The organism is Pseudoalteromonas sp. S2755 (assembly GCF_005886535.1).
Taxonomy (GTDB): domain Bacteria; phylum Pseudomonadota; class Gammaproteobacteria; order Enterobacterales; family Alteromonadaceae; genus Pseudoalteromonas.
This window is the reverse complement of the sequence record NZ_PNDS01000063.1, coordinates 1-18,406: the sequence shown is the minus strand read 5'-3', so window position 1 is coordinate 18,406 and position 18,406 is coordinate 1. Positions and strand designations below refer to the sequence as shown.

Here is an 18,406-nt window from a genome sequence, read left to right as displayed (position 1 = left end):
TACTCGAAAAAGGGGGTTAATTTGAAACGCTCACAATTTCCTGACCAATTCCCATCACGATAGTGACGTTGTGACGTCCCCTATCACCATATTCCACAGTGGCTTCGACTTCCGTCATGTTACACACAAACCCCTCGGTATAGTCATATTGACGTGGACAAAACAGCTCTAACTCTCCATTATTTAGGTTGGTTACAGTGGCTTGTAAGCCATTCGGTGTTTGTACTGTTGTGCCTTCGTCTGCTAACTGCTGCCTTGAACGCAGAAAAATATTGTCCGAACGCCGCTGCTCTTGCTGAATTAATCTTTGCATTTCACCGAATAATAAGCTTTCTGCTTCTTCTCGTTCCATGACGGCATGCGTCATTTTAATATCCAACGTGCTGGTACTCATTAACGTTACTGCGACCGCCATTATTGCAACTACCATGACCATCGCCATGATCAATACCACGCCCTGTTGTTTTACATTTCCCATGCCGAGCCTCCCATGTTGTACATTGATATTGTGGTTGTAAATACGGTACGTCTGATGGCATCGTTGTAAGTAACCGTCCTCCTATTAGGATCATTCCCTAATACATACGATCGCGACTGTACCCCAAAGTCAACATCCGGTTCCAAGACCCTGACTAATACAAACAGCTGTAAGGATAGAATACCTCTTGTAGCGCCCCAGTCAGCATCGGACATATTTGCTGTATTTCTATATCGATCAACTCGACCATCAAAGTTAGTATCTAAACCAAAAACGAAACGAATTTGTTCAACGCCTTCGATCACTAATTCGTCCTTCATACCACCATTTACATGTAGCCTTTGCCTTCTTAGAACCGGGATAGTAATAGTACGATTATTAATTACCTGTTGCTCTTCACTCACATAATATACATGATGACTATATGGCCAAAGTGTCGCATTCACGCTTGGCATGTTGCCAATATTGCCACCTGCAATGAATTCGGCTTGCTCTTGCTGTGCAATAAAATAATATTTGGTTGATTGGATAGCACTTGCATCTGGCACAAGACCTGTTACCTCTACAGGGCTCCCTTCCAGAAACTTCACCTGTAATACTTCTGACTGTGGTCGAGCTTTGGTTATACACCCCATTGCCGTTGCATTTGTTGTGAATGTTGCCCAAATAGGCCTGAAATTAGCGGGTTCATTGTTCGGAAAACTACCATTGTTTATCCCGCCAGAGCAGTCACTCCCTGGATTAGCTGGAGCGGCTTGATTATCATCGGTGAAACCTTGATCGTAAAATGTCCCCCAAAAGCCAACTTGCTCGATATCCCGCCTCATAATAGAAAGCGCTAAGCGTCCTTTCTCTTGTAGCTCTCCAATACTCATGGTGTCGTTGGTCGTCGCTTTCATACCGACGTAAGTTGCAATGACACCACCTAACAACAACACGCCGATAAACATCGCGATCATGAGCTCCAACAATGTAAAACCTCGGATTTTGTTCACGGCTGACTCCTTAACAACACAAAAGTTTCCATTACGACTGCACGCCGTCTATCGTCTTCAACACCACACCCGGCTGCTGGATTATTTTCCAATGCGGTCATTGCCTGGCGCCCTCGCCAAGTGACAATAACCTGTACATTCACCCCTGATGCGTTACCAGCATCCGAGGTAGGATTAATACATACAACTGCGTTATCCAATGAACCTGTATTTTCCCTTGCTCTTATCGCTTGACGCCAATTAGCAATATCTGTTTTCGCAAGCGTTTCTGCATTACAGCGCTGTGTATAACACGTGGTGTTTACCTGTACGTCTTCGGTGCTATTAAAGTCAACATCGTAAAGTGTGGTTATATTTGCCGCATCATTTGTTCTTATTCTGTGCATGATGTCACTGGCAAGCTCTACCGCAGCGGCTCGCTGCATAGAATCAAAACTTGCCTGTTTAGCTTTTGCTTGTAATGCCACAGCACCAAGCAGTCCAAAGCTTAAAATCATAAACGCAATAAGCACTTCTAACAGTGTGAAGCCATGTTGCTTTAGCGAAATATGCATATCTCAACCAGAATTCAATTGTCCTAGCTTCAGTGTAAGCCGTCGTCTTTGAAACTCAATATGGGATAGTATGAAAGGTCTATTGAGGCGATAAACGGTTTATTCACCACTTAGCTTAACACTCAAAATAATGTTTTTAGCTGGGTGTAAGCTCTACGGCTAACTTCATAGCGATTGGGCAGCGACTTGAGGCAAACATAGTGCTTTTGTTCATGTAGTTCTAAAGCAGTGATTTCCGTTCGCTTAACTAATGTGCTGCGATGGATTTGAATAAAATGTGTTGGAAACTTATCTAACAGTGACTTGAGTGACATGTCAATTAATGCTTGTAGACCGGAATTCAAGGTTACTCGCGTATATTTTTCATCCGCCTCGGCAACAATAACATCCGAAACCTGAACGCAACGCAACTCACTGCCAACGTAATAGCTGAGCGTCTCCATACTCGGAAAGATAGTAGTCAATAAAGCATCTAGCTTATCACTATCTAGTGGCTTCACTAAATAACCATTGGCGTGCAGTTCAAATGCTTCTAGCGCATATTCCGGATGCGCCGTTAGAAACACGATTTTCATCCTCGGAAATTGCAGGCGTAATTGACTCGCAAGCTCAACACCTGACTGACCCGGCATCGAGATATCAAGAAAAATTAGCTGTACAGGCTCCTGATTTAGTAGCGCTTCCACACCGTCAGTGCAGTCAACTTCACCGATACAACGAAAGCCTACGTGCTTTTGCATTAATCGTTTAACGCGAGCTCTTGCCAACGGCTCATCATCCACAATAAGGTAAGATATTACTGTTTTCATAGCGGTAGCGAAAAACTGACGGTATAGCTATCTTGACTGGCTTCGGTTTTAAAATCAATTGGCTGATTGTAGTGTAAAGCCAAGCGGCGTCTGATGTTACTTATCCCAATGCCATGCCCTTGGTGCGTCGGCTTTAATTTTGCGTCATAGCTGTTAAAAATTACCACCGACAAGGTGCGTTTACTACAGTGAATATGAATACGAATATCCGCTCCATTTGGGTTTGGCTCTACCCCGTGGCTAACCGCGTTCTCCACCAATGGCTGTAATATCAACGCAGGGATCAAGACATCTCCCAAGACATTGTCTAACTCCCACTCTACCCTCAAACGCTCTGCAAAGCGCCACTGCTCAAGTGCTAAATACGCTTTGCATAACGATATTTCACTTTCCAACGGAACAATATTTTGTGTGGACATCGCAGCGCGAGATAAATCGGCAAGGGCTAATGCTGACTTTTCTGCTGCATTTGGATCGATATGAGTCAATTCGGCCACGGTATTGAGTGAGTTATATAAAAAGTGCGGCCGAATTCTCGCATGTAACGCTTCAAGTTCCGCTTGAGATAGCGCTTTCACCTTACGAATATTATCGGTAAAGATAGCTAAGAAATGCGCGAAAAGCGTGATAATGCAAAGACATATTGCGATGTTACGCCATAAGCTCAATTCAATTTTTGCCTCATCAATCCAACCGAGCAATGTAAAACCATAGGGAAAAGCCGTACTAGTGAAAACAGTACAAAGCACGAAGACAGAAATGAGAATACCTGCTTCAACTAGATCTGAGCGCTTCTCAACAGCGTGGCGCACAACCGCTATCACAGCAAGTGATAAAAAGGCAGTGAAATGAATAAATAAGCTGGTTAATCCAAGGGATTGCCAAAACGCTGTCGCGGAAATCAGCGTATATAAAAAGGCTAGGATTTGCGAGGCAACTAGCAATGCTAGCACACCTCGCTCACTCAATAGTGCAGACAACAACCTGATCCGCGGCGTCATCGTGCTAACTCTCTTATCTGAGTTCTACAGGCACGGCAAACACGACATTTTCTTCTTGTCCAGGGTTCTCAATTACCGTTTCCCCACCAAGCTCTTTAAGTCGTGAGATAACCTGTTGAACCAGCACTTCAGGTGCAGAGGCACCGGCAGTTACACCAACCTTTACAACCCCATCGAACCAAATTTCTTCGATGGAAGAAGCATCATCAATGAGAAATGCCTTAGTTCCCATTTTATCCGCAAGTTCTCTTAAGCGGTTAGAGTTAGAACTATTTTTCGCACCTACCACAAGCAACAACTCAACTTTGTCCGCTAAGTCGCGAACCGCATCTTGACGGTTTTGCGTAGCATAACAGATATCATCTTTTCGAGGGCCACTGATGTTCGGAAACTTGCTACGCAGTGCGTCAATTACATCTGCAGTGTCATCTACTGATAGCGTCGTTTGACTACAATAGAACACATTGTCAGCATCTTTTACTTCAAGTGCTTCTACATCCTCTGGTTTTTCAACAAGATAAATACCACCGTTCGGATTGTCATACTGACCCATAGTACCCTCAACTTCAGGGTGGCCGTGATGCCCAATCAAAATACACTCAGTACCTCTGCGGCTAGCACGCGTCACTTCCATATGCACCTTTGTCACCAACGGACAAGTTGCATCAAAGACTTTTAACTCTCGGCGCTTCGCTTCATTACGTACTTGCTGAGAAACACCATGCGCGCTGAAAATAACAATACTGTCGTCTGGCACTTCATTTAGCTCTTCAACGAATACCGCACCACGAGACTTCAGACCATCAACAACATATTTGTTATGAACAACTTCATGGCGAACGTAAATAGGCGCTTCGAAAATATCGAGTGCACGCTCAACAATGCTGATCGCTCTATCTACACCTGCACAGAATCCTCTTGGGTTTGCCAGCAAGATATCCATTAGTTATTTACCTCAAGAATTTCAACTTCAAACGTTACTTTTTGGCCTGCAAGCGGGTGATTGAAATCAACCGTTACCGAGTCGCCAGCTACTTCTCGGATCAATCCAGGCAAGTCAGTACCATCTGGTTGCGTAAATGCAATGATGCTACCTACTTGAGCGGGGGTTTCTGCGCCAAATTTGCTTCTGTCAACATAATAGACGTTATCAGGATTTGGTTGTCCAAACGCGTCTTCTGGCTCTAGCTCAAAAGATTTCTCATCGCCCGCTTTTAATCCAAGCAAACACTTTTCAAAATTTTCCGTCAGGCTGCCATCACCCATAAACAACTTAGCGGGTTTATTATGAACTTTGGTAGAATCTGCTGCTGAACCGTCTGATAACTTAATTGAAAAATGGAACAAGACTTCAGACTTTGCTCCAATTAGTTGCTCACTCACGCATTTTTCTCCTGTGGTTTATCGCCACTGGTAAAGGCATCGAAAATTAATAGTGCAGCACCGCCGACAATCGCCATGTCTGCCACATTAAACGCGGGATAATGCCAATCTTGATAATAGAAATGAAGGAAGTCAATCACATAACCATGAATGATACGGTCATATAAATTCCCTACGGCGCCACCTAATACCATTGCATAGGCTAATCCCAACTTCCAATTTGATGCGGGCAATTTGCGTAGCCAGAAAACCAGTAAAGTGCTAATCGCAATGGCAATACCACTTAAAAAGTAACGCTGCCAGCCACCTGCTTCACTTAGGAAGCTAAAAGCCGCGCCGTAGTTATGCATATAGGTGAGATTGAAAATAGGCAAAATATCAATGGACTCATAGAGTTCCATTTCAGCCATAACCAGTGCTTTGGTGAAGTAGTCTACTGCAAAAAGCAGTAGACTAAGCCACAACCACACCAGACCACTTTTCTGTGTAGTTTGTGTCACGTTTTACTCCTAGGCGAATTGACGCTGCTCGCCGTCACCTTCAACGTTACTAATACAACGGCCACAGATATCTGCATGTTGCTCATCCATACCTACGTCGTCGGTATAGTGCCAACAACGATCGCACTTTTTAGCCGATGTTGCCGCTACACTAATGTATAAACCATCAATTTCTGATGAAATTGCATTATCTGGCTTGCTGTTGACCACTTCTACCGTTGCTTTCGAAGTCAGTAAAACGAAGCGTAATTCGTCACCAATGGTATTGAGCTGCTCAGCTAAGTCACCGCCTGTATATAGCGTTACTTCGGCCTGTAGCGTCGCACCGATCACTTCTTCTTTACGTGCATTCTCAAGCACACGGTTTACTTCATCACGCACTGCCAGTAGGTTTTGCCAGTACTCGTTGTTCAACGAGCCTTCTGTCGCCCCTTCAATTGCATCATACCAAGTGTCCGTGAATACAAACTGGCCACGCTCACCTGGTAATACTTCCCAGATTTCTTGCGCAGTAAAGCTCATGATTGGCGCCATCCAACGTGTCATCGCTTCGGCGATATGATAAAGCGCTGATTGACAAGAACGACGGGCATGGCTATCACTTTTCGCCGTGTACTGACGGTCTTTAATCACGTCTAGATAGAACGAACCCAATTCACCAGTACAGAAGTTCATCAGCTTTTGTGTTACTTGAAGCATTTGGTACTTGTCGTACGCTGTTTTTATCTCAGTTTGTAGCTGCGCTGCACGCGCTACAATCCAACGATCTAGCTCAACCATATCTTCAATTGCTACTAAATCCGTTTTTGGATCAAAGCCGCTTAGGTTCGCAAGTAGGTAACGACTTGTATTACGAATACGACGATAACGGTCAGCTGAGCGCTTAAAGATTTCATCAGACACGGTCATTTCCGCCGTATAATCCGTAGAAGCTACCCATAGGCGTAAAATATCTGCACCTAGCTTGTTCATGATGTCTTGCGGCGAGATCACGTTGCCTAATGACTTAGACATCTTATGGCCTTTTTCATCGACCGTGAAGCCGTGCGTTAACACTTGCTTATAAGGTGCATGACCATTGATAGCAACTGAAGTCATCATTGATGACATAAACCAACCACGGTGCTGATCCGAGCCTTCAAGGTAAAGATCTGCAGGGCCTGTTAATTCTTCACGTGCATCAACAACACACGCATGTGTTACACCTGAGTCAAACCATACGTCCAACGTATCTTGTACTTTTACGTACTGTTGAGCATCTGCTTCACTTAATAGTGCGCTAGGCTCTAAGTCATACCACGCCTGAATACCCTTTTCTTCCACTAATTTAGCAACGGCTTCAATTAAAGCTTCCGTTTCAGGATGTAAGCTACCGGTGTCTTTATCTACAAATAATGCGATTGGTACACCCCAAGTACGCTGGCGTGAAATACACCAGTCAGGGCGACCTTCAACCATGTTTGCGATGCGGCTTTCACCCCACTCTGGTAACCATTCAGTCTTTTTGATTTCATTCAGTGAATCAGTACGTAGATTAGCCTGATCCATGCTAACGAACCATTGTGGCGTCGCACGGAAAATAATCGGAGTTTTGTGACGCCAGCAATGTGGATAACTATGCGTTAGTGCCTTATGGCGGAATAGCACACCTTTCTCAGTTAATAACTCAATGATACTATCATTTGCTTTAAATACGTGCTGACCCGCAAAAATCGGCGTATCAGGTAGATAAACACCATTTGCACCAACCGGATTTGCAACTTCTAGACCGTAAGCCTGACCCGCTGCAAAGTCTTCTTGACCGTGACCAGGTGCTGTGTGAACGATACCAGTACCTGAGTCTGTTGTTACGTGCTCACCTAAAATAACAGGCACATCGAAATCTAAGAATGGGTGTGCAACGCGCAGATTCTCAAGCGCAGCGCCTTTCGCGTAACCTAGTACGTGGAAGTGCTTGAATCCAAAACGATCAACAGCGTCTTTGACTAATTCAGAACCAAGTACAATACGCTGCTCTTGACCTTCATCTTCGATTTGTACCAGCGCATACTCTAGCGCGCCGTGTACTGCCACAGCGCGGTTTGCAGGCAATGTCCAAGGCGTTGTAGTCCAAATTGCGGTACTTACTTCGCCTTTGCCTTCGTGACCTTCGGCCAAGCCAAACGCACCAATGATTGCCGCTTGATCAGCAAACACAAATTTCACGTCGATTGCTGGCGATTGTTTGTCTTGGTATTCAACTTCCGCTTCTGCAAGTGCTGAACCACAATCCGTACACCAGTGAACTGGCTTTGCACCTTTGTGCAGGTGACCATTTTTGATAATACGACCAAGCACACGAATAGCATTGGCTTCAAAATCAAAGTTCATGGTTAGGTATGGCTTATCCCAGTCGCCTAACACACCAAGGCGTTTGAAATCTGTTTTTTGGCCATCAACTTGCTTTTTAGCGTAGTCGCGGCACTTTTCACGGAATTCAGCAGCCGATACTTTCTTACCTGGTTTGCCTACTTTCTTTTCGACCTGTAGCTCAATTGGAAGACCATGACAGTCCCAACCAGGTACATAAGGCGCATCAAAATCAGAAAGCGTTTTTGACTTAATAATAATATCTTTTAGGATTTTGTTTACTGAGTGACCTAGGTGAATATCACCATTTGCATACGGAGGACCGTCATGCAAAATAAATGGCTTTTTACCTTTTTTCGCAATGCGAATTTGACCGTATAGATCTTCTTCATACCATTTTTTCAGCATCTTTGGTTCGCGTTGCGCCAAATTACCACGCATCGGAAACTCTGTTTCCGGTAGATTTAAAGTATGTTTGTAGTCGCTCATTTATCCTACTTTCCGTATCGGCTACGTTAAAGAAAAACACTGTTTTGCATTGCTAACATCACGACTTATTTGTTCTGTTAACTGCGACAATGTTTCGAATTTTTGCTCATCGCGAAGCTTTTCAATTAGCTCCACTTTCATAAACTGACCATAGATGGTCTCATTAAAATTAAACAGATGCACCTCTAAAAGCGCTTTCGTTCCGTTTAGGGTTGGCTTAGTGCCAACATTCGCTACGCCATAATGTGTTTTGTGATTCACGGTCGCTTTGACCGCATACACACCGCGTACAGGGCTCACTTGGCGTTTTAACGCAATATTTGCGGTATGAAAACCAAGCTCTCTGCCTTTCTTCCAACCGTGAATAACACGGCCTGAAATGGCATAGGTATGGCCCAACATATCATGTGCTTGACGCAAATCACCAGCCGCAAGCGCCGTGCGGATTAACGTGCTACTTACACGACAATCTTGCTTGCGAAAACTTGCCGTGTCTTTTACTTGCATACCTAGTGGTTCGCCCACTCGTTTTAGCATTGCAAAATCACCAGCTCGCTCACGGCCAAAACGAAAGTCATCGCCCACCGTGAGCGCCTTGGTTCCTAACTTTGTCACTAGGACTTCTTTGATAAATTGCTCTGCATCTTGCGAGGCAAATTTGCGATTAAAGTTGACGCAAATGACTCGCTCTATACCAAGCTCTTGCAACAGAACTAGTTTATCACGTAATCGCGTCAGTCTAGCTGGTGCTTTATCTTTGGCAAAAAACTCCAAGGGCTGAGGCTCAAATAACATCACCGTGCTTGGAAGTTGATAGTGTTTTGCGTCGCTAATCAGCCCCTTCAAAACCTCTACATGTCCAAGATGAACCCCGTCAAAGTTTCCAATCGTCAACACACAACCAAAATGATGTGGTCGAATATTATGGATCCCTCGGATTAGTTGCATAGTGCCGTGCCTTTGTGCAGCAAATATCAAAGAGCCCGATTATACCCAAGTTGCTTAAAAATGCGAATCAAGCATCTCGGATTGTGCTCAACCTCACCCCTAGTATAAATAGTAAACTAAAATAGCTCACCATTGCGGTTACTAATAATCCGCAAAGTAATAACACCTGCTCCATCAGTCCCCACTCAAGCCATTCAAAGCGGGCGCCGAGAAAGTATACGCATACAGCCATCACGACCGCTGAAATAAAGCATTTGGCAGTAAAGCCAAGAGAAAATCCGCTTAGCTGATACACACCTTGATGTGACAGCTGGCGATAAAGTAAAAACGCGTTACAAGACGCTGATAATGAAGTTGCCAATGCAAGGCCTAGATAACCAATAAAAGGCGCTAAGATAAGATTGAAAACCATATTGAGTGCCATGGTAATAATACCAATACGAACAGGCGTTTTAGTATCTTGTCTAGCGTAAAATCCCGGTGCCAGTACTTTAATTAGCATAAAGCTTAATAAACCAACGGAATATGCGGCTACCCCTAAGCTGACTTTTTCTATATTATCTGCATTTTGAGAAACAAACTCACCATGACCAAATAGTACTGAAATGATAAGTGGGCTTGTCACCATCAGTCCTAGCATCGCTGGTAATCCCAAAAAGATGACAAAACGCACACCCCAATCTAGTGTTTTCTGAAAGTCTTCACTTTTTTCTCCTGCGTGAAGTTTAGAAAGTGCAGGCAGTATCACGGTCGCAATACCGATTCCAAATAGGCCGAGTGGAAATTCAATTAATCTGTCTGAATAATAAAGCCAAGCAATCGATCCCGTCACGAGGAAAGAGGCAATGACGGTGTCCAGTAGTAAGTTAATTTGGCTAACAGAAACACCAAATAATGCAGGGATCATTAATGTTCTGACTTTGGTTATTTCAGGGCTTCGCCATGCAAATTGAGGGCGACTCAAGACTTTTAAGCGCAACAAGAATGGGATCTGGAATAATAGTTGAACAATACCACCAATAAATACACCGAGTGCTAGCGCGTACGCACCTTGTGCAAACTTATCATGGAGAAAAATAGCGCAGCCAATAATCGACACGTTGAGTAAAACTGGCGTAAAGGCCGCTGCGGCAAAGCGGTTATAAACATTCAGTACTGCCCCGCTAAGTGCAACCAATGAAACAAAAAATAAGTAAGGAAAGGTAAGCTTTAATAGTGCGCTTGCAAGCACAAACTTTTCGGCGTCTGCACCACCTTGCCACCAATCTATGAACCAACTCGTACCGAACAATGCCGCAATGACAGGCGAGCCAATCACTCCAAAAATAGTAACAATGAGCAACACGGTCCCGAGTGTTCCAGCGGCTTGTGCAACGAATAACCTTACTTTATCGTCTCCATGTTTTTCTTTAATTTCTGAAAGTACAGGGACAAAGGCCTGAGCAAACGCGCCTTCAGCAAATAACCTACGTAAAAAATTAGGGATCCGGTTGGCGAATAAAAAAACATCGGCGGCCAATCCTGCGCCCAATAGGTTTGCCACGACGGCATCTCGAACGAGGCCCAGAACCCGCGAAATCATAGTCATGGCACTGACAATCATACCCGATTTAAATAACCCTTTTGCCACCTTAACTCCTAAATTCAGTGAATCGCGGCAGATTATGCCACAGTCGTTGTGCATTTAGCACTAGGCGTGCCCTGTCAGCTTTGATACAATACGCGCCATTAACCTCGGTAGGCCTATTTCACCTTGTGAAATTTAACTGTTTACTTTGGTTCAGACCTGAGATTTTCAAGGCACTTTGTGAAGTTACGCTTTGCAAATTATTAGTGCAACTTGGGATATTACGGGTTTACTTGCCTGCTATAAAAGTAAAAATGTCGCATCGCAACGTTTTGGTTTGTACAGGTTAAGAATTGAGAATAGCCCAAGTCGAGTCTTGGGTGTTGAACATTAGGCCGCGCTTGTTAATTTATATTGACTTTTGCGATTAAAACAGGCATATTCCTCGGCCTTTAAATTAAGCTTATTTTTAAGATTGTTAGGAGCAAACCTTGGCTAACATCAAGTCTGCAAAAAAACGCGCTATCACTAGCGAAAAGCGTCGTAAGCACAACGCAAGCCGTCGTTCAATGATGCGTACATACTTCAAAAAAGTAATCGCTGCAATTGAAGCTGGTGATAAAGAAGCTGCAACTCAAGCATTCGCTGTTGCTGCACCTATCCTAGACCGTTACGCAACTAAAGGTCTAATCCACAAAAACAAAGCTGCTCGTCATAAGAGCCGTTTAGTTGCTAAGATCAAAGCACTTTAATTTGTTGCTGGATTGAAAAAACCGACATTATGTCGGTTTTTTTATGTCTGTAATTTGTACCTTTGGTATCAAAAGATAAAATCAGTGCAATTTTATGCCAATTCTAAATCTGGGTAAAACTTCTTCAGCATAGCTGCGATTTTCTTTGGTGAAAATGGCTTAACAACAAAACCTTTAGCACCACGCTCAATCGCATCCTTAACATTGTCTACAGTTGAGTGTGCCGACACCATAACGACATTAATACTCGGGTTTATTTCATTTAGGGTTGCAATTAACTCTTTACCATCACCATCGGGCAGCTCAATATCTAAAAAGACAATATCAAAATGTTGCTCTTCACATGACTTTACGCACTGCGTTGCAGTGGAGGCTTCTCTCACATGATCAATGCCTAAATGCATTAAGGTTTGATGTAAAAAGCTGCGAACTGTCCCTACATCATCAACGATTAAAATAGAGATATTTTGATCCATAGTCCTTTCCCGTAGGCTGTAGTGTAAAAATAAGCTATTATACTTAGCATAGAAGCATTATAGAGACCTGCAACTAAAAGGCTACTTAAAGCATGGCAAAACCATCAAAAAAACAATCGCTTTTAGGTCAAGTACAGTCCAACCAAAAGAAACGCACTAGTACAACAAAAAACCGTCGACCATCGCCACAACAAATTGCAGCGATGAAGGCGCAGCAAACCGCACAAGCGCAGCAAACACAAACCACTACAGATGATGATAAACCTAAGGGAAAGAGTAAGTGGATAACACTTGCAGTCGTTGGAATACTACTCATTGTCTTGCCAAAACCACAACTGATTACTTACGAGAAATTAGGTCTTGTGGCTAGTAGTGTATATTGGTCAGGCCTTCCTGGTATTGATCCTGTGCTATTTGACTCAAATTTACATCCAAAGCCAGCGCTTGAGCGCAATACACTATACCTATGCCACGATTTGAAAAACCCAGACTCGTGCCAAAAGTACCAAATAATCAAGCAAGAAGGTTTTATAGCAGCCATGATGAAGCTGCTCCAAGACTAAAGTGAAGACATGACAGAAAGCCTCTTTATTGGGGCTTTAACTTTATAAAAATATAGAGCACATTTACGAAAACAACATTCCTCTGCTTTAAGCCACAAAAAATCACTAAAAAGCAACTAATGAAAAGCGCGAGCCTTAATTGTCATCGCTTCTAGTAATTCACTTCTATCGATTAGCCTACCAGCAATAACATGTACCACTTCCCCTTCCTTTTCGACTATACCTTTTACTTCTAATAACTGTGCACCCATATAGGCTTGCTTCTGCGCTCGAGCAGTACCAGACCACACAATCACATTGATGTTGCCTGTTTCGTCTTCCAAAGTAAAAAAGGTCACGCCTTTTGCGGTACCCGGAGCTTGCTTTCCTGTCACCAATCCTATCACTGTTACTAACGATTTATGCGGTCGATAAAGCAGTTCGTCAGCCTTAACGGTTCGGACTATAAGTTTTGCTTCCTCAAGTTGCTTGATTGGGTGAGTGCGTAAGGAAACCTTAGTGCTATTATAATCTTCCTGTAGGTTTTCAAACTCTGTGGCGCTGAAGTGACTATATTGCGACTCTTTCTCTTCAATATCGCAGAATAGTGGCAACGCTTTACTTTGATCTGCAAGCGACCACCTAGCAGCATAACGGCTATCCACAAAGTGATGTAAAGCATCCGCGGAAATCAACTTTTCAATAGTACTGTTGGTAATACCAGCTTGTTGTAACTGCACGATTTTACCAAACCCCTCTTGAGGTCTGCATTGTAATAATTGCAGTGCTTCTTCTTCACTTAATCCTTTTATAAGCCGAAGTCCTAAGCGGATCGCAAACGTTGCTTGTCTTGGCTCTTTTACGACTTGATGTTCGTAATCGGACTGGTTAACACAGATAGGTAAAATGCTAACCTTATGCCTTGATGCATCTTGCAACAGCTGTGAAGCCGAATAAAATCCCATTGGTAAACTATTAAGTAAAGCGGTATAAAACATTGCGGGGTAGTAGTATTTCAACCACGCAGAGGCATAAGCCAGCACAGCAAAAGAAGCTGAGTGGCTTTCAGGAAAACCATATTCACCAAAGCCACAGATCTGCTCAAAAATCCGCTCAGCAAATTGTGCTTCATAGCCCCGAGCCAGCATACCTCGAATAAGCTTTTCTCTAAACTGCATCAGCTCTCCGGTTTTCTTCCATGATGCCATGGCTCGGCGTAGGCTATCTGCTTCTCCTCCAGTGAACCCAGCTGCAACCATAGCCAGTTTTATTACTTGTTCTTGGAAAATGGGAACCCCCATGGTCCTCTCTAATACCGATTTAACCGCTTCGGATGGATAAGTCACTTGCTCTTCACCATCCCGTCGCTTTAAAAATGGATGCACCATATCCCCTTGAATAGGGCCAGGACGTACGATTGCTATTTGGATCACTAAGTCGTAGTAATTCGCGGGTTTCAGCCTTGGCAACATACTCATTTGTGCGCGAGACTCTACTTGAAACACGCCAACACTATCCCCTTTTTGCAACATCTTATAGACCAAAGGGTCGTCTTGCATACGAGTCAACTGGGCAAGATCCAGGTTTCGCTTCGTATGCGCTGCAATATAACCAAAGCACTTACGGATAGCGCTTAGCATACCCAAAGCCAAGATATCGACTTTGAGTAACTTGAGGGTTTCAAGGTCATCTTTATCCCATTGAATAATAGTACGCTCTGGCATAGCTGCATTTTCTATGGGCACTAGTTCATGTAATGGGCCTTCTGAGATCACAAAGCCACCAACATGCTGCGATAAATGCCTTGGAAACCCCATAATGTCATTAACCAACTGAATAAAGTGCTGACCTTTTAATGAGCTTGGCTCTAACCCTAGCTCCACTAATTGGGCCTGCCAGTTAAGTCCTTTATCACGGCGGTTGAGATGCTTAATAAAGTACTCTATTTGCGCCATTTCAATGCCCAAGGCTTTGCCAACATCACGCATGGCACTTTTTAAACGATACGTGATCACCGTTGCTGCTAATGCTGCGCGCTTACGACCATATTTTTTGTAGATATATTGGATCACCTCTTCACGACGTTGGTGTTCAAAATCTACATCTATATCGGGTGGCTCATTACGCTCTTTACTAATAAAACGCTCGAACAATACACCCACTTGCCGAGGGTCAACCGCGGTTATCTCTAAGCAATAACAGACCACAGAGTTAGCGGCTGAGCCTCGCCCTTGGTATAAGATTTGATGCTGTTTTGCATACATCACAATGTCATGAATAGTGATAAAGAAAAACGGATAATCAAGCGCTTCAATAAGCGCTAGCTCTTTATCAATAATGGCTTCTACATCTGGCGGCACGCCATCAGGAAAGCGAACTTGTTTACCCTTTTCAACCAACGCGCGTAAATAAGCCATTGGAGTAAAGCCTTTAGGCACTAACTCCTGAGGATATTGATAATGCAATGAGTCTAAATTGAATACACATCGCTTCGCGATATCGGCACTTTCTTCAAGAAAGGTAGGTGAAAACAACTTATTAAGCTTAGAGATAGATCTCAGTGCCGACTCGCTATTGCTTATCATTTTCTCAGGGATCTCGCTTATCACACGGTTTTGTCGAATAGCTGTCAGAGTATGCTGTAGCGCAAGTCTAGACGAGCAGTGCATAAGCACCCCACCAACAGCGCAAATAGGTATTTGGTACGCTTTTGACAGTTTTACACAGTGGGTAAAATAATGTACATCTTCTGCACTTAAGTTACGTCGATAGCCAATCCATATTCTATTTTGGTGGTATTTACATAGCCACAGTAATGATTGAATATCCTGGTTATTACCCTTTGGCAACCACAACAATAAAACATGCTTAAGCGACATAATATCCCACTCACTAAGCCGATATTGTCCTTTCTCCGTTCGCTGGCGAGCATTACTGATCACTCGACATAACTCTGTATAAGCGAGCTGGCAAGGACAAAGAGCGACCAATTCAATATTGTTGTACTTTAGTAAGCTCCCAACTATCAGTTTTATCTTGAGCTTATGATCACGAATATAAGCATGAGCACGGACAATGCCAGCCAAAGAGCATTCATCAGTAATGGCTATGGCGCTATAACCTAAAAAATCTGCTTGTTTGACCAACTCTTCTGGTCGCGATGCGCCAGTCAAAAACGAAAAGTTGCTTTGGCAAAAAAGCTCGGCATAAGACATTAGCTAAATACTCCATGAATATACCAATGATTATTTTGCTCTCGAAATACCCATAACCGCTGCGCTTGTTCATTTTGTACAATAAAATAGTCTCGCTGGACCGGCTCACCGTCCCACCACCCTGAAGCGATGCGCTCTGGACCAGAAATAATATTGACTCTTTCACATAAAGGCTGTGGCTTCGGAAATAAAATGTTGGGCCTTAACTTACTATCTAGTGCCGTGAAACAGGGCTTATGGCTATAAGTGCTGGCCTTTTCAGGACGAGGATCGCCTGTAAGTTGTAAACCTTGCACTGCCTGCTCACCGAGCTTGGCACATAGAATAGCTCGCAGTCCTTGCGCTGACATCACACTTTGCTGCGTTGAGAAAAGATCTTTTATTGTGGCATGCTGCGTTTCTAAAGCATCAACTTTGAGTGAAACACTTTGTACGGGCGCATCTAAGGTTATGGATTCTAGCTTGAGGTTTAACAAACGCTGCCAATTTGCCGCCTTATATTCAGGCTCTGCGCTGTTTAATGTGATCTCTAAAGCCTCTTTATCTCGAAGTGCTAAGGTAAAATAAAGCGTTCGAGTTACCAAGTTACGTTGCTGTAGGAATAGCGCTAAACGCGATAGCAAATGTTCGATTGGCTTTTCTAACCAAGCCATTACTTCGACTTCGTAAAGTAAAGGTGCAGTAAGTTCAAAGGTTTCCGTAGGTTGGAAATAGTTAAGGGTTTCCTTTAGTTTTCCAAACAAGCAGCCTACATAATGTACGAGTTCAGTATCAAAACGCTTAGCCAGCTCACTGAGTGCAAACTGCTCTAACTGCGCCACATTTTTAACTCCGGTGCGAGCAAGCAGCTCAATCACCCGGCTGTCTAGACTTGTACGTGTTAGTCCTATTTTCCCCAAGTAATGACGCTTTTGGCAGGGCGTTAGTACAAGCACATTGCAACGCTCTCGCGCCAAGAGCTTAGCCATTATTGTGGACTCACCCATGCCGTAATAATAACTCTTGCCAAGCTGCGCTAATTGTCCAGATATTACTTGCCAATAACTTGGCAAATCATGATAGAGCGACAGCATAGAATCGACTTTAAGCACAAGGCCATTAGGTTCATCGATTACAATATCTGCACTTACTTGATAAAGCATATTGGCAATTTCTAATAGCTGCTGTCTTTCTAGCAAGTCGTCGTAGGGCAAAACATGAAGCTGTGTACACAATGCACAAGCAGTCCCAAGGCCCATTCCTATTTTTATACCTCGCTGCTGCGCTGCATCATTTAACTGCACTATCTGGTTTTTGCGGCCATCAATAATAACAACGGGTGTAACAAAATCACCGGAAACCGTTTGCTTCGTCATTCCCTCTAGTTGCAGCATAGGAAAATAGAGATATAACCACATAACTAGCTCGTTAAACGCCGCTCATAGCCCGAAAATGCAACTATATTATCGCTAACATGAGGTAGATTTGGCTTTTCAAGCTCTGGCCAATAGTGGGTATTTTCTAGTTTAAGACTGCGATGTGCAAAGTGCCCCTTGTGCTTCTTTACTGTCACATCCAAGCTGCTGTGCTGTGCTTGTAAAACCACTGAAAGTGTAAATGGTAAAGTCTGGGCGTACTGTGCTTGATGTAAAACAAATAACCTACAACTCCCCGTCTGTGCACCTAACTGCAAACGCTTTACAGCAGCAATAGAAAGCGCTTCGTGCCAAAGTACAAGTGCACTACACACACCACTTTTTACGCATTGCTCCGCAGCCCACAGCGCTTCTTTTTCACTTGGAGGCTGTACAATCATAAATTCACTCAGATCTAACGATAAATAATGCAATGCTGCGGCATGTATTTGCCCTGGAGGATTAATTAATACCTTCAAACGGTTATCATCCACAAAATGGGGCAATATCAACCTTAACTCTCCTATTCCCATTGCAGTTTTCACACCAATCACACCTTGTTGCGGCCAACCACCGCACAGTAAATCGTCAAGCGCAGCAAAGCGAGTACTGACGACATCATGCTGCGCGGCCTGTCCACGTCCACGCCAAAGCAAGTTTTTACGCTCAAGAAGATCTATATAATTCGCCATACATCACCAAAAACTGTTTATATATACAGTATATTTAAATAAAGGCAGATCGCAAGTAGATCACTAGAAAAGAGGCGAGTTAAAAATCACCATAGTTTGCGCTTTAAGTTAATCGTGCTTTGCTTAGAAGAAATGAGATCTACAAAGTGTATTTGTATAAAAGGCGACGAGAACTGAGACGTAAAACAATGAGTGTGGCGCGTAGATAATCGTCTTTTGGCTTAGCTAAGTGCTATCTACTTAAGCAACAGCTAACCAACTG

The 18,406-nt window shown here is 43.5% G+C and carries 17 protein-coding genes; 2 read left to right on the top strand and 15 right to left on the bottom strand.

Annotated features, from left to right (window positions below; translation table 11 throughout):
- Nucleotides 1-16: 16 nt before the first annotated feature.
- The 11 genes from CWC03_RS11865 to murJ all read right to left on the bottom strand — a co-directional run bounded on the left by CWC03_RS11865 (nucleotide 17) and on the right by murJ (nucleotide 11,136).
- A complete protein-coding gene (locus tag CWC03_RS11865; protein ID WP_138582111.1) occupies nucleotides 17-478 on the bottom strand; it encodes a pilus assembly protein PilX in 462 nt (153 codons plus the stop codon).
- The gene (locus CWC03_RS11860; protein WP_138582110.1) at nucleotides 466-1,473 is read right to left on the bottom strand and encodes a PilW family protein; all 1,008 of its coding nucleotides are present in this window, start codon (nucleotides 1,471-1,473) and stop codon (nucleotides 466-468) included. The genes CWC03_RS11865 and CWC03_RS11860 overlap by 13 nt, the downstream gene beginning before the upstream one ends.
- Nucleotides 1,470-2,027: a type IV pilus modification protein PilV gene (gene pilV, locus CWC03_RS11855; RefSeq protein ID WP_138582109.1), complete on the bottom strand. Its 558-nt coding sequence runs from the start codon at nucleotides 2,025-2,027 to the stop codon at nucleotides 1,470-1,472. Before pilV ends, CWC03_RS11860 begins: the two co-directional genes overlap by 4 nt.
- A gap of 122 nt (nucleotides 2,028-2,149) precedes the next feature.
- Nucleotides 2,150-2,836, bottom strand: a complete 687-nt coding sequence (locus CWC03_RS11850; RefSeq protein ID WP_138582108.1) for a LytR/AlgR family response regulator transcription factor — start codon at nucleotides 2,834-2,836, stop codon at nucleotides 2,150-2,152.
- A complete protein-coding gene (locus tag CWC03_RS11845; protein WP_138582107.1) occupies nucleotides 2,833-3,837 on the bottom strand; it encodes a sensor histidine kinase in 1,005 nt (334 codons plus the stop codon). Before CWC03_RS11845 ends, CWC03_RS11850 begins: the two co-directional genes overlap by 4 nt.
- Before the next feature lie 13 nt (nucleotides 3,838-3,850).
- A complete protein-coding gene (gene ispH, locus CWC03_RS11840) occupies nucleotides 3,851-4,780 on the bottom strand; it encodes a 4-hydroxy-3-methylbut-2-enyl diphosphate reductase (protein ID WP_138582106.1) in 930 nt (309 codons plus the stop codon).
- Nucleotides 4,780-5,220 (bottom strand): FKBP-type peptidyl-prolyl cis-trans isomerase, encoded by a 441-nt coding sequence (gene fkpB, locus CWC03_RS11835; RefSeq protein ID WP_138582105.1) that lies wholly within the window; start codon nucleotides 5,218-5,220, stop codon nucleotides 4,780-4,782. Before fkpB ends, ispH begins: the two co-directional genes overlap by 1 nt.
- Nucleotides 5,217-5,720 carry a signal peptidase II gene (gene lspA / locus CWC03_RS11830; protein ID WP_138582104.1) on the bottom strand — a complete coding sequence of 168 codons (504 nt, stop codon included), beginning with the start codon at nucleotides 5,718-5,720 and terminating at the stop codon, nucleotides 5,217-5,219. Before lspA ends, fkpB begins: the two co-directional genes overlap by 4 nt.
- 9 nt (nucleotides 5,721-5,729) lie before the next feature.
- Complete coding sequence (gene ileS, locus CWC03_RS11825) at nucleotides 5,730-8,558, bottom strand: isoleucine--tRNA ligase (protein WP_138582103.1); 2,829 nt, start codon at nucleotides 8,556-8,558, stop codon at nucleotides 5,730-5,732.
- Between the two features lie 21 nt (nucleotides 8,559-8,579).
- Nucleotides 8,580-9,506, bottom strand: coding sequence for a bifunctional riboflavin kinase/FAD synthetase (ribF, locus tag CWC03_RS11820; protein ID WP_010370985.1), 927 nt, complete (start codon nucleotides 9,504-9,506; stop codon nucleotides 8,580-8,582).
- 67 nt (nucleotides 9,507-9,573) lie between these two features.
- Complete coding sequence (gene murJ / locus CWC03_RS11815) at nucleotides 9,574-11,136, bottom strand: murein biosynthesis integral membrane protein MurJ (RefSeq protein ID WP_138582102.1); 1,563 nt, start codon at nucleotides 11,134-11,136, stop codon at nucleotides 9,574-9,576.
- A 428-nt stretch (nucleotides 11,137-11,564) separates the two neighbouring features.
- Between murJ and rpsT the strand changes: the two genes are divergently transcribed.
- The gene (gene rpsT, locus CWC03_RS11810) at nucleotides 11,565-11,825 is read left to right on the top strand and encodes a 30S ribosomal protein S20 (protein ID WP_010370978.1); all 261 of its coding nucleotides are present in this window, start codon (nucleotides 11,565-11,567) and stop codon (nucleotides 11,823-11,825) included.
- Between the two features lie 92 nt (nucleotides 11,826-11,917).
- On the opposite strand, the gene CWC03_RS11805 is transcribed toward rpsT, so the two are convergent.
- Nucleotides 11,918-12,301, bottom strand: a complete 384-nt coding sequence (locus tag CWC03_RS11805; RefSeq protein ID WP_138582101.1) for a response regulator — start codon at nucleotides 12,299-12,301, stop codon at nucleotides 11,918-11,920.
- 92 nt (nucleotides 12,302-12,393) lie between these two features.
- On the opposite strand from CWC03_RS11805, the gene CWC03_RS11800 reads away from it, so the two are divergent.
- A complete protein-coding gene (locus CWC03_RS11800) occupies nucleotides 12,394-12,864 on the top strand; it encodes a hypothetical protein (protein ID WP_138582100.1) in 471 nt (156 codons plus the stop codon).
- Nucleotides 12,865-12,980: 116 nt separating this feature from the next.
- Here the strand turns inward: CWC03_RS11800 and CWC03_RS11795 are convergent, their stop codons facing one another.
- Genes CWC03_RS11795 through imuA form a run of 3 tightly spaced genes read right to left on the bottom strand, consistent with a single transcriptional unit; the run spans nucleotide 12,981 to nucleotide 18,144 of the window.
- Nucleotides 12,981-16,058: an error-prone DNA polymerase gene (locus tag CWC03_RS11795; protein ID WP_138582099.1), complete on the bottom strand. Its 3,078-nt coding sequence runs from the start codon at nucleotides 16,056-16,058 to the stop codon at nucleotides 12,981-12,983.
- On the bottom strand, nucleotides 16,058-17,455 hold the full coding sequence (locus tag CWC03_RS11790) for a Y-family DNA polymerase (RefSeq protein WP_138582098.1): 1,398 nt from the start codon (nucleotides 17,453-17,455) through the stop codon (nucleotides 16,058-16,060). The genes CWC03_RS11795 and CWC03_RS11790 overlap by 1 nt, the downstream gene beginning before the upstream one ends.
- A 2-nt stretch (nucleotides 17,456-17,457) precedes the next feature.
- Complete coding sequence (gene imuA, locus CWC03_RS11785) at nucleotides 17,458-18,144, bottom strand: translesion DNA synthesis-associated protein ImuA (protein WP_138582097.1); 687 nt, start codon at nucleotides 18,142-18,144, stop codon at nucleotides 17,458-17,460.
- Nucleotides 18,145-18,406 lie beyond the last annotated feature (262 nt).

Bases quoted from the DNA above. Each gene is read 5' to 3' on its own strand.
- ribF (WP_010370985.1), bottom strand. From the start codon at position 9,506: ATGCAACTAATCCGAGGGATCCATAATATTCGACCACATCATTTTGGT.
- ileS (WP_138582103.1), bottom strand. From the start codon at position 8,558: ATGAGCGACTACAAACATACTTTAAATCTACCGGAAACAGAGTTTCCG.
- CWC03_RS11845 (WP_138582107.1), bottom strand. From the start codon at position 3,837: ATGACGCCGCGGATCAGGTTGTTGTCTGCACTATTGAGTGAGCGAGGT.
- CWC03_RS11790 (WP_138582098.1), bottom strand. From the start codon at position 17,455: ATGTGGTTATATCTCTATTTTCCTATGCTGCAACTAGAGGGAATGACG.
- CWC03_RS11850 (WP_138582108.1), bottom strand. From the start codon at position 2,836: ATGAAAACAGTAATATCTTACCTTATTGTGGATGATGAGCCGTTGGCA.
- CWC03_RS11865 (WP_138582111.1), bottom strand. From the start codon at position 478: ATGGGAAATGTAAAACAACAGGGCGTGGTATTGATCATGGCGATGGTC.
- CWC03_RS11795 (WP_138582099.1), bottom strand. From the start codon at position 16,058: ATGTCTTATGCCGAGCTTTTTTGCCAAAGCAACTTTTCGTTTTTGACT.
- CWC03_RS11800 (WP_138582100.1), top strand. From the start codon at position 12,394: ATGGCAAAACCATCAAAAAAACAATCGCTTTTAGGTCAAGTACAGTCC.
- pilV (WP_138582109.1), bottom strand. From the start codon at position 2,027: ATGCATATTTCGCTAAAGCAACATGGCTTCACACTGTTAGAAGTGCTT.
- CWC03_RS11805 (WP_138582101.1), bottom strand. From the start codon at position 12,301: ATGGATCAAAATATCTCTATTTTAATCGTTGATGATGTAGGGACAGTT.
- ispH (WP_138582106.1), bottom strand. From the start codon at position 4,780: ATGGATATCTTGCTGGCAAACCCAAGAGGATTCTGTGCAGGTGTAGAT.
- imuA (WP_138582097.1), bottom strand. From the start codon at position 18,144: ATGGCGAATTATATAGATCTTCTTGAGCGTAAAAACTTGCTTTGGCGT.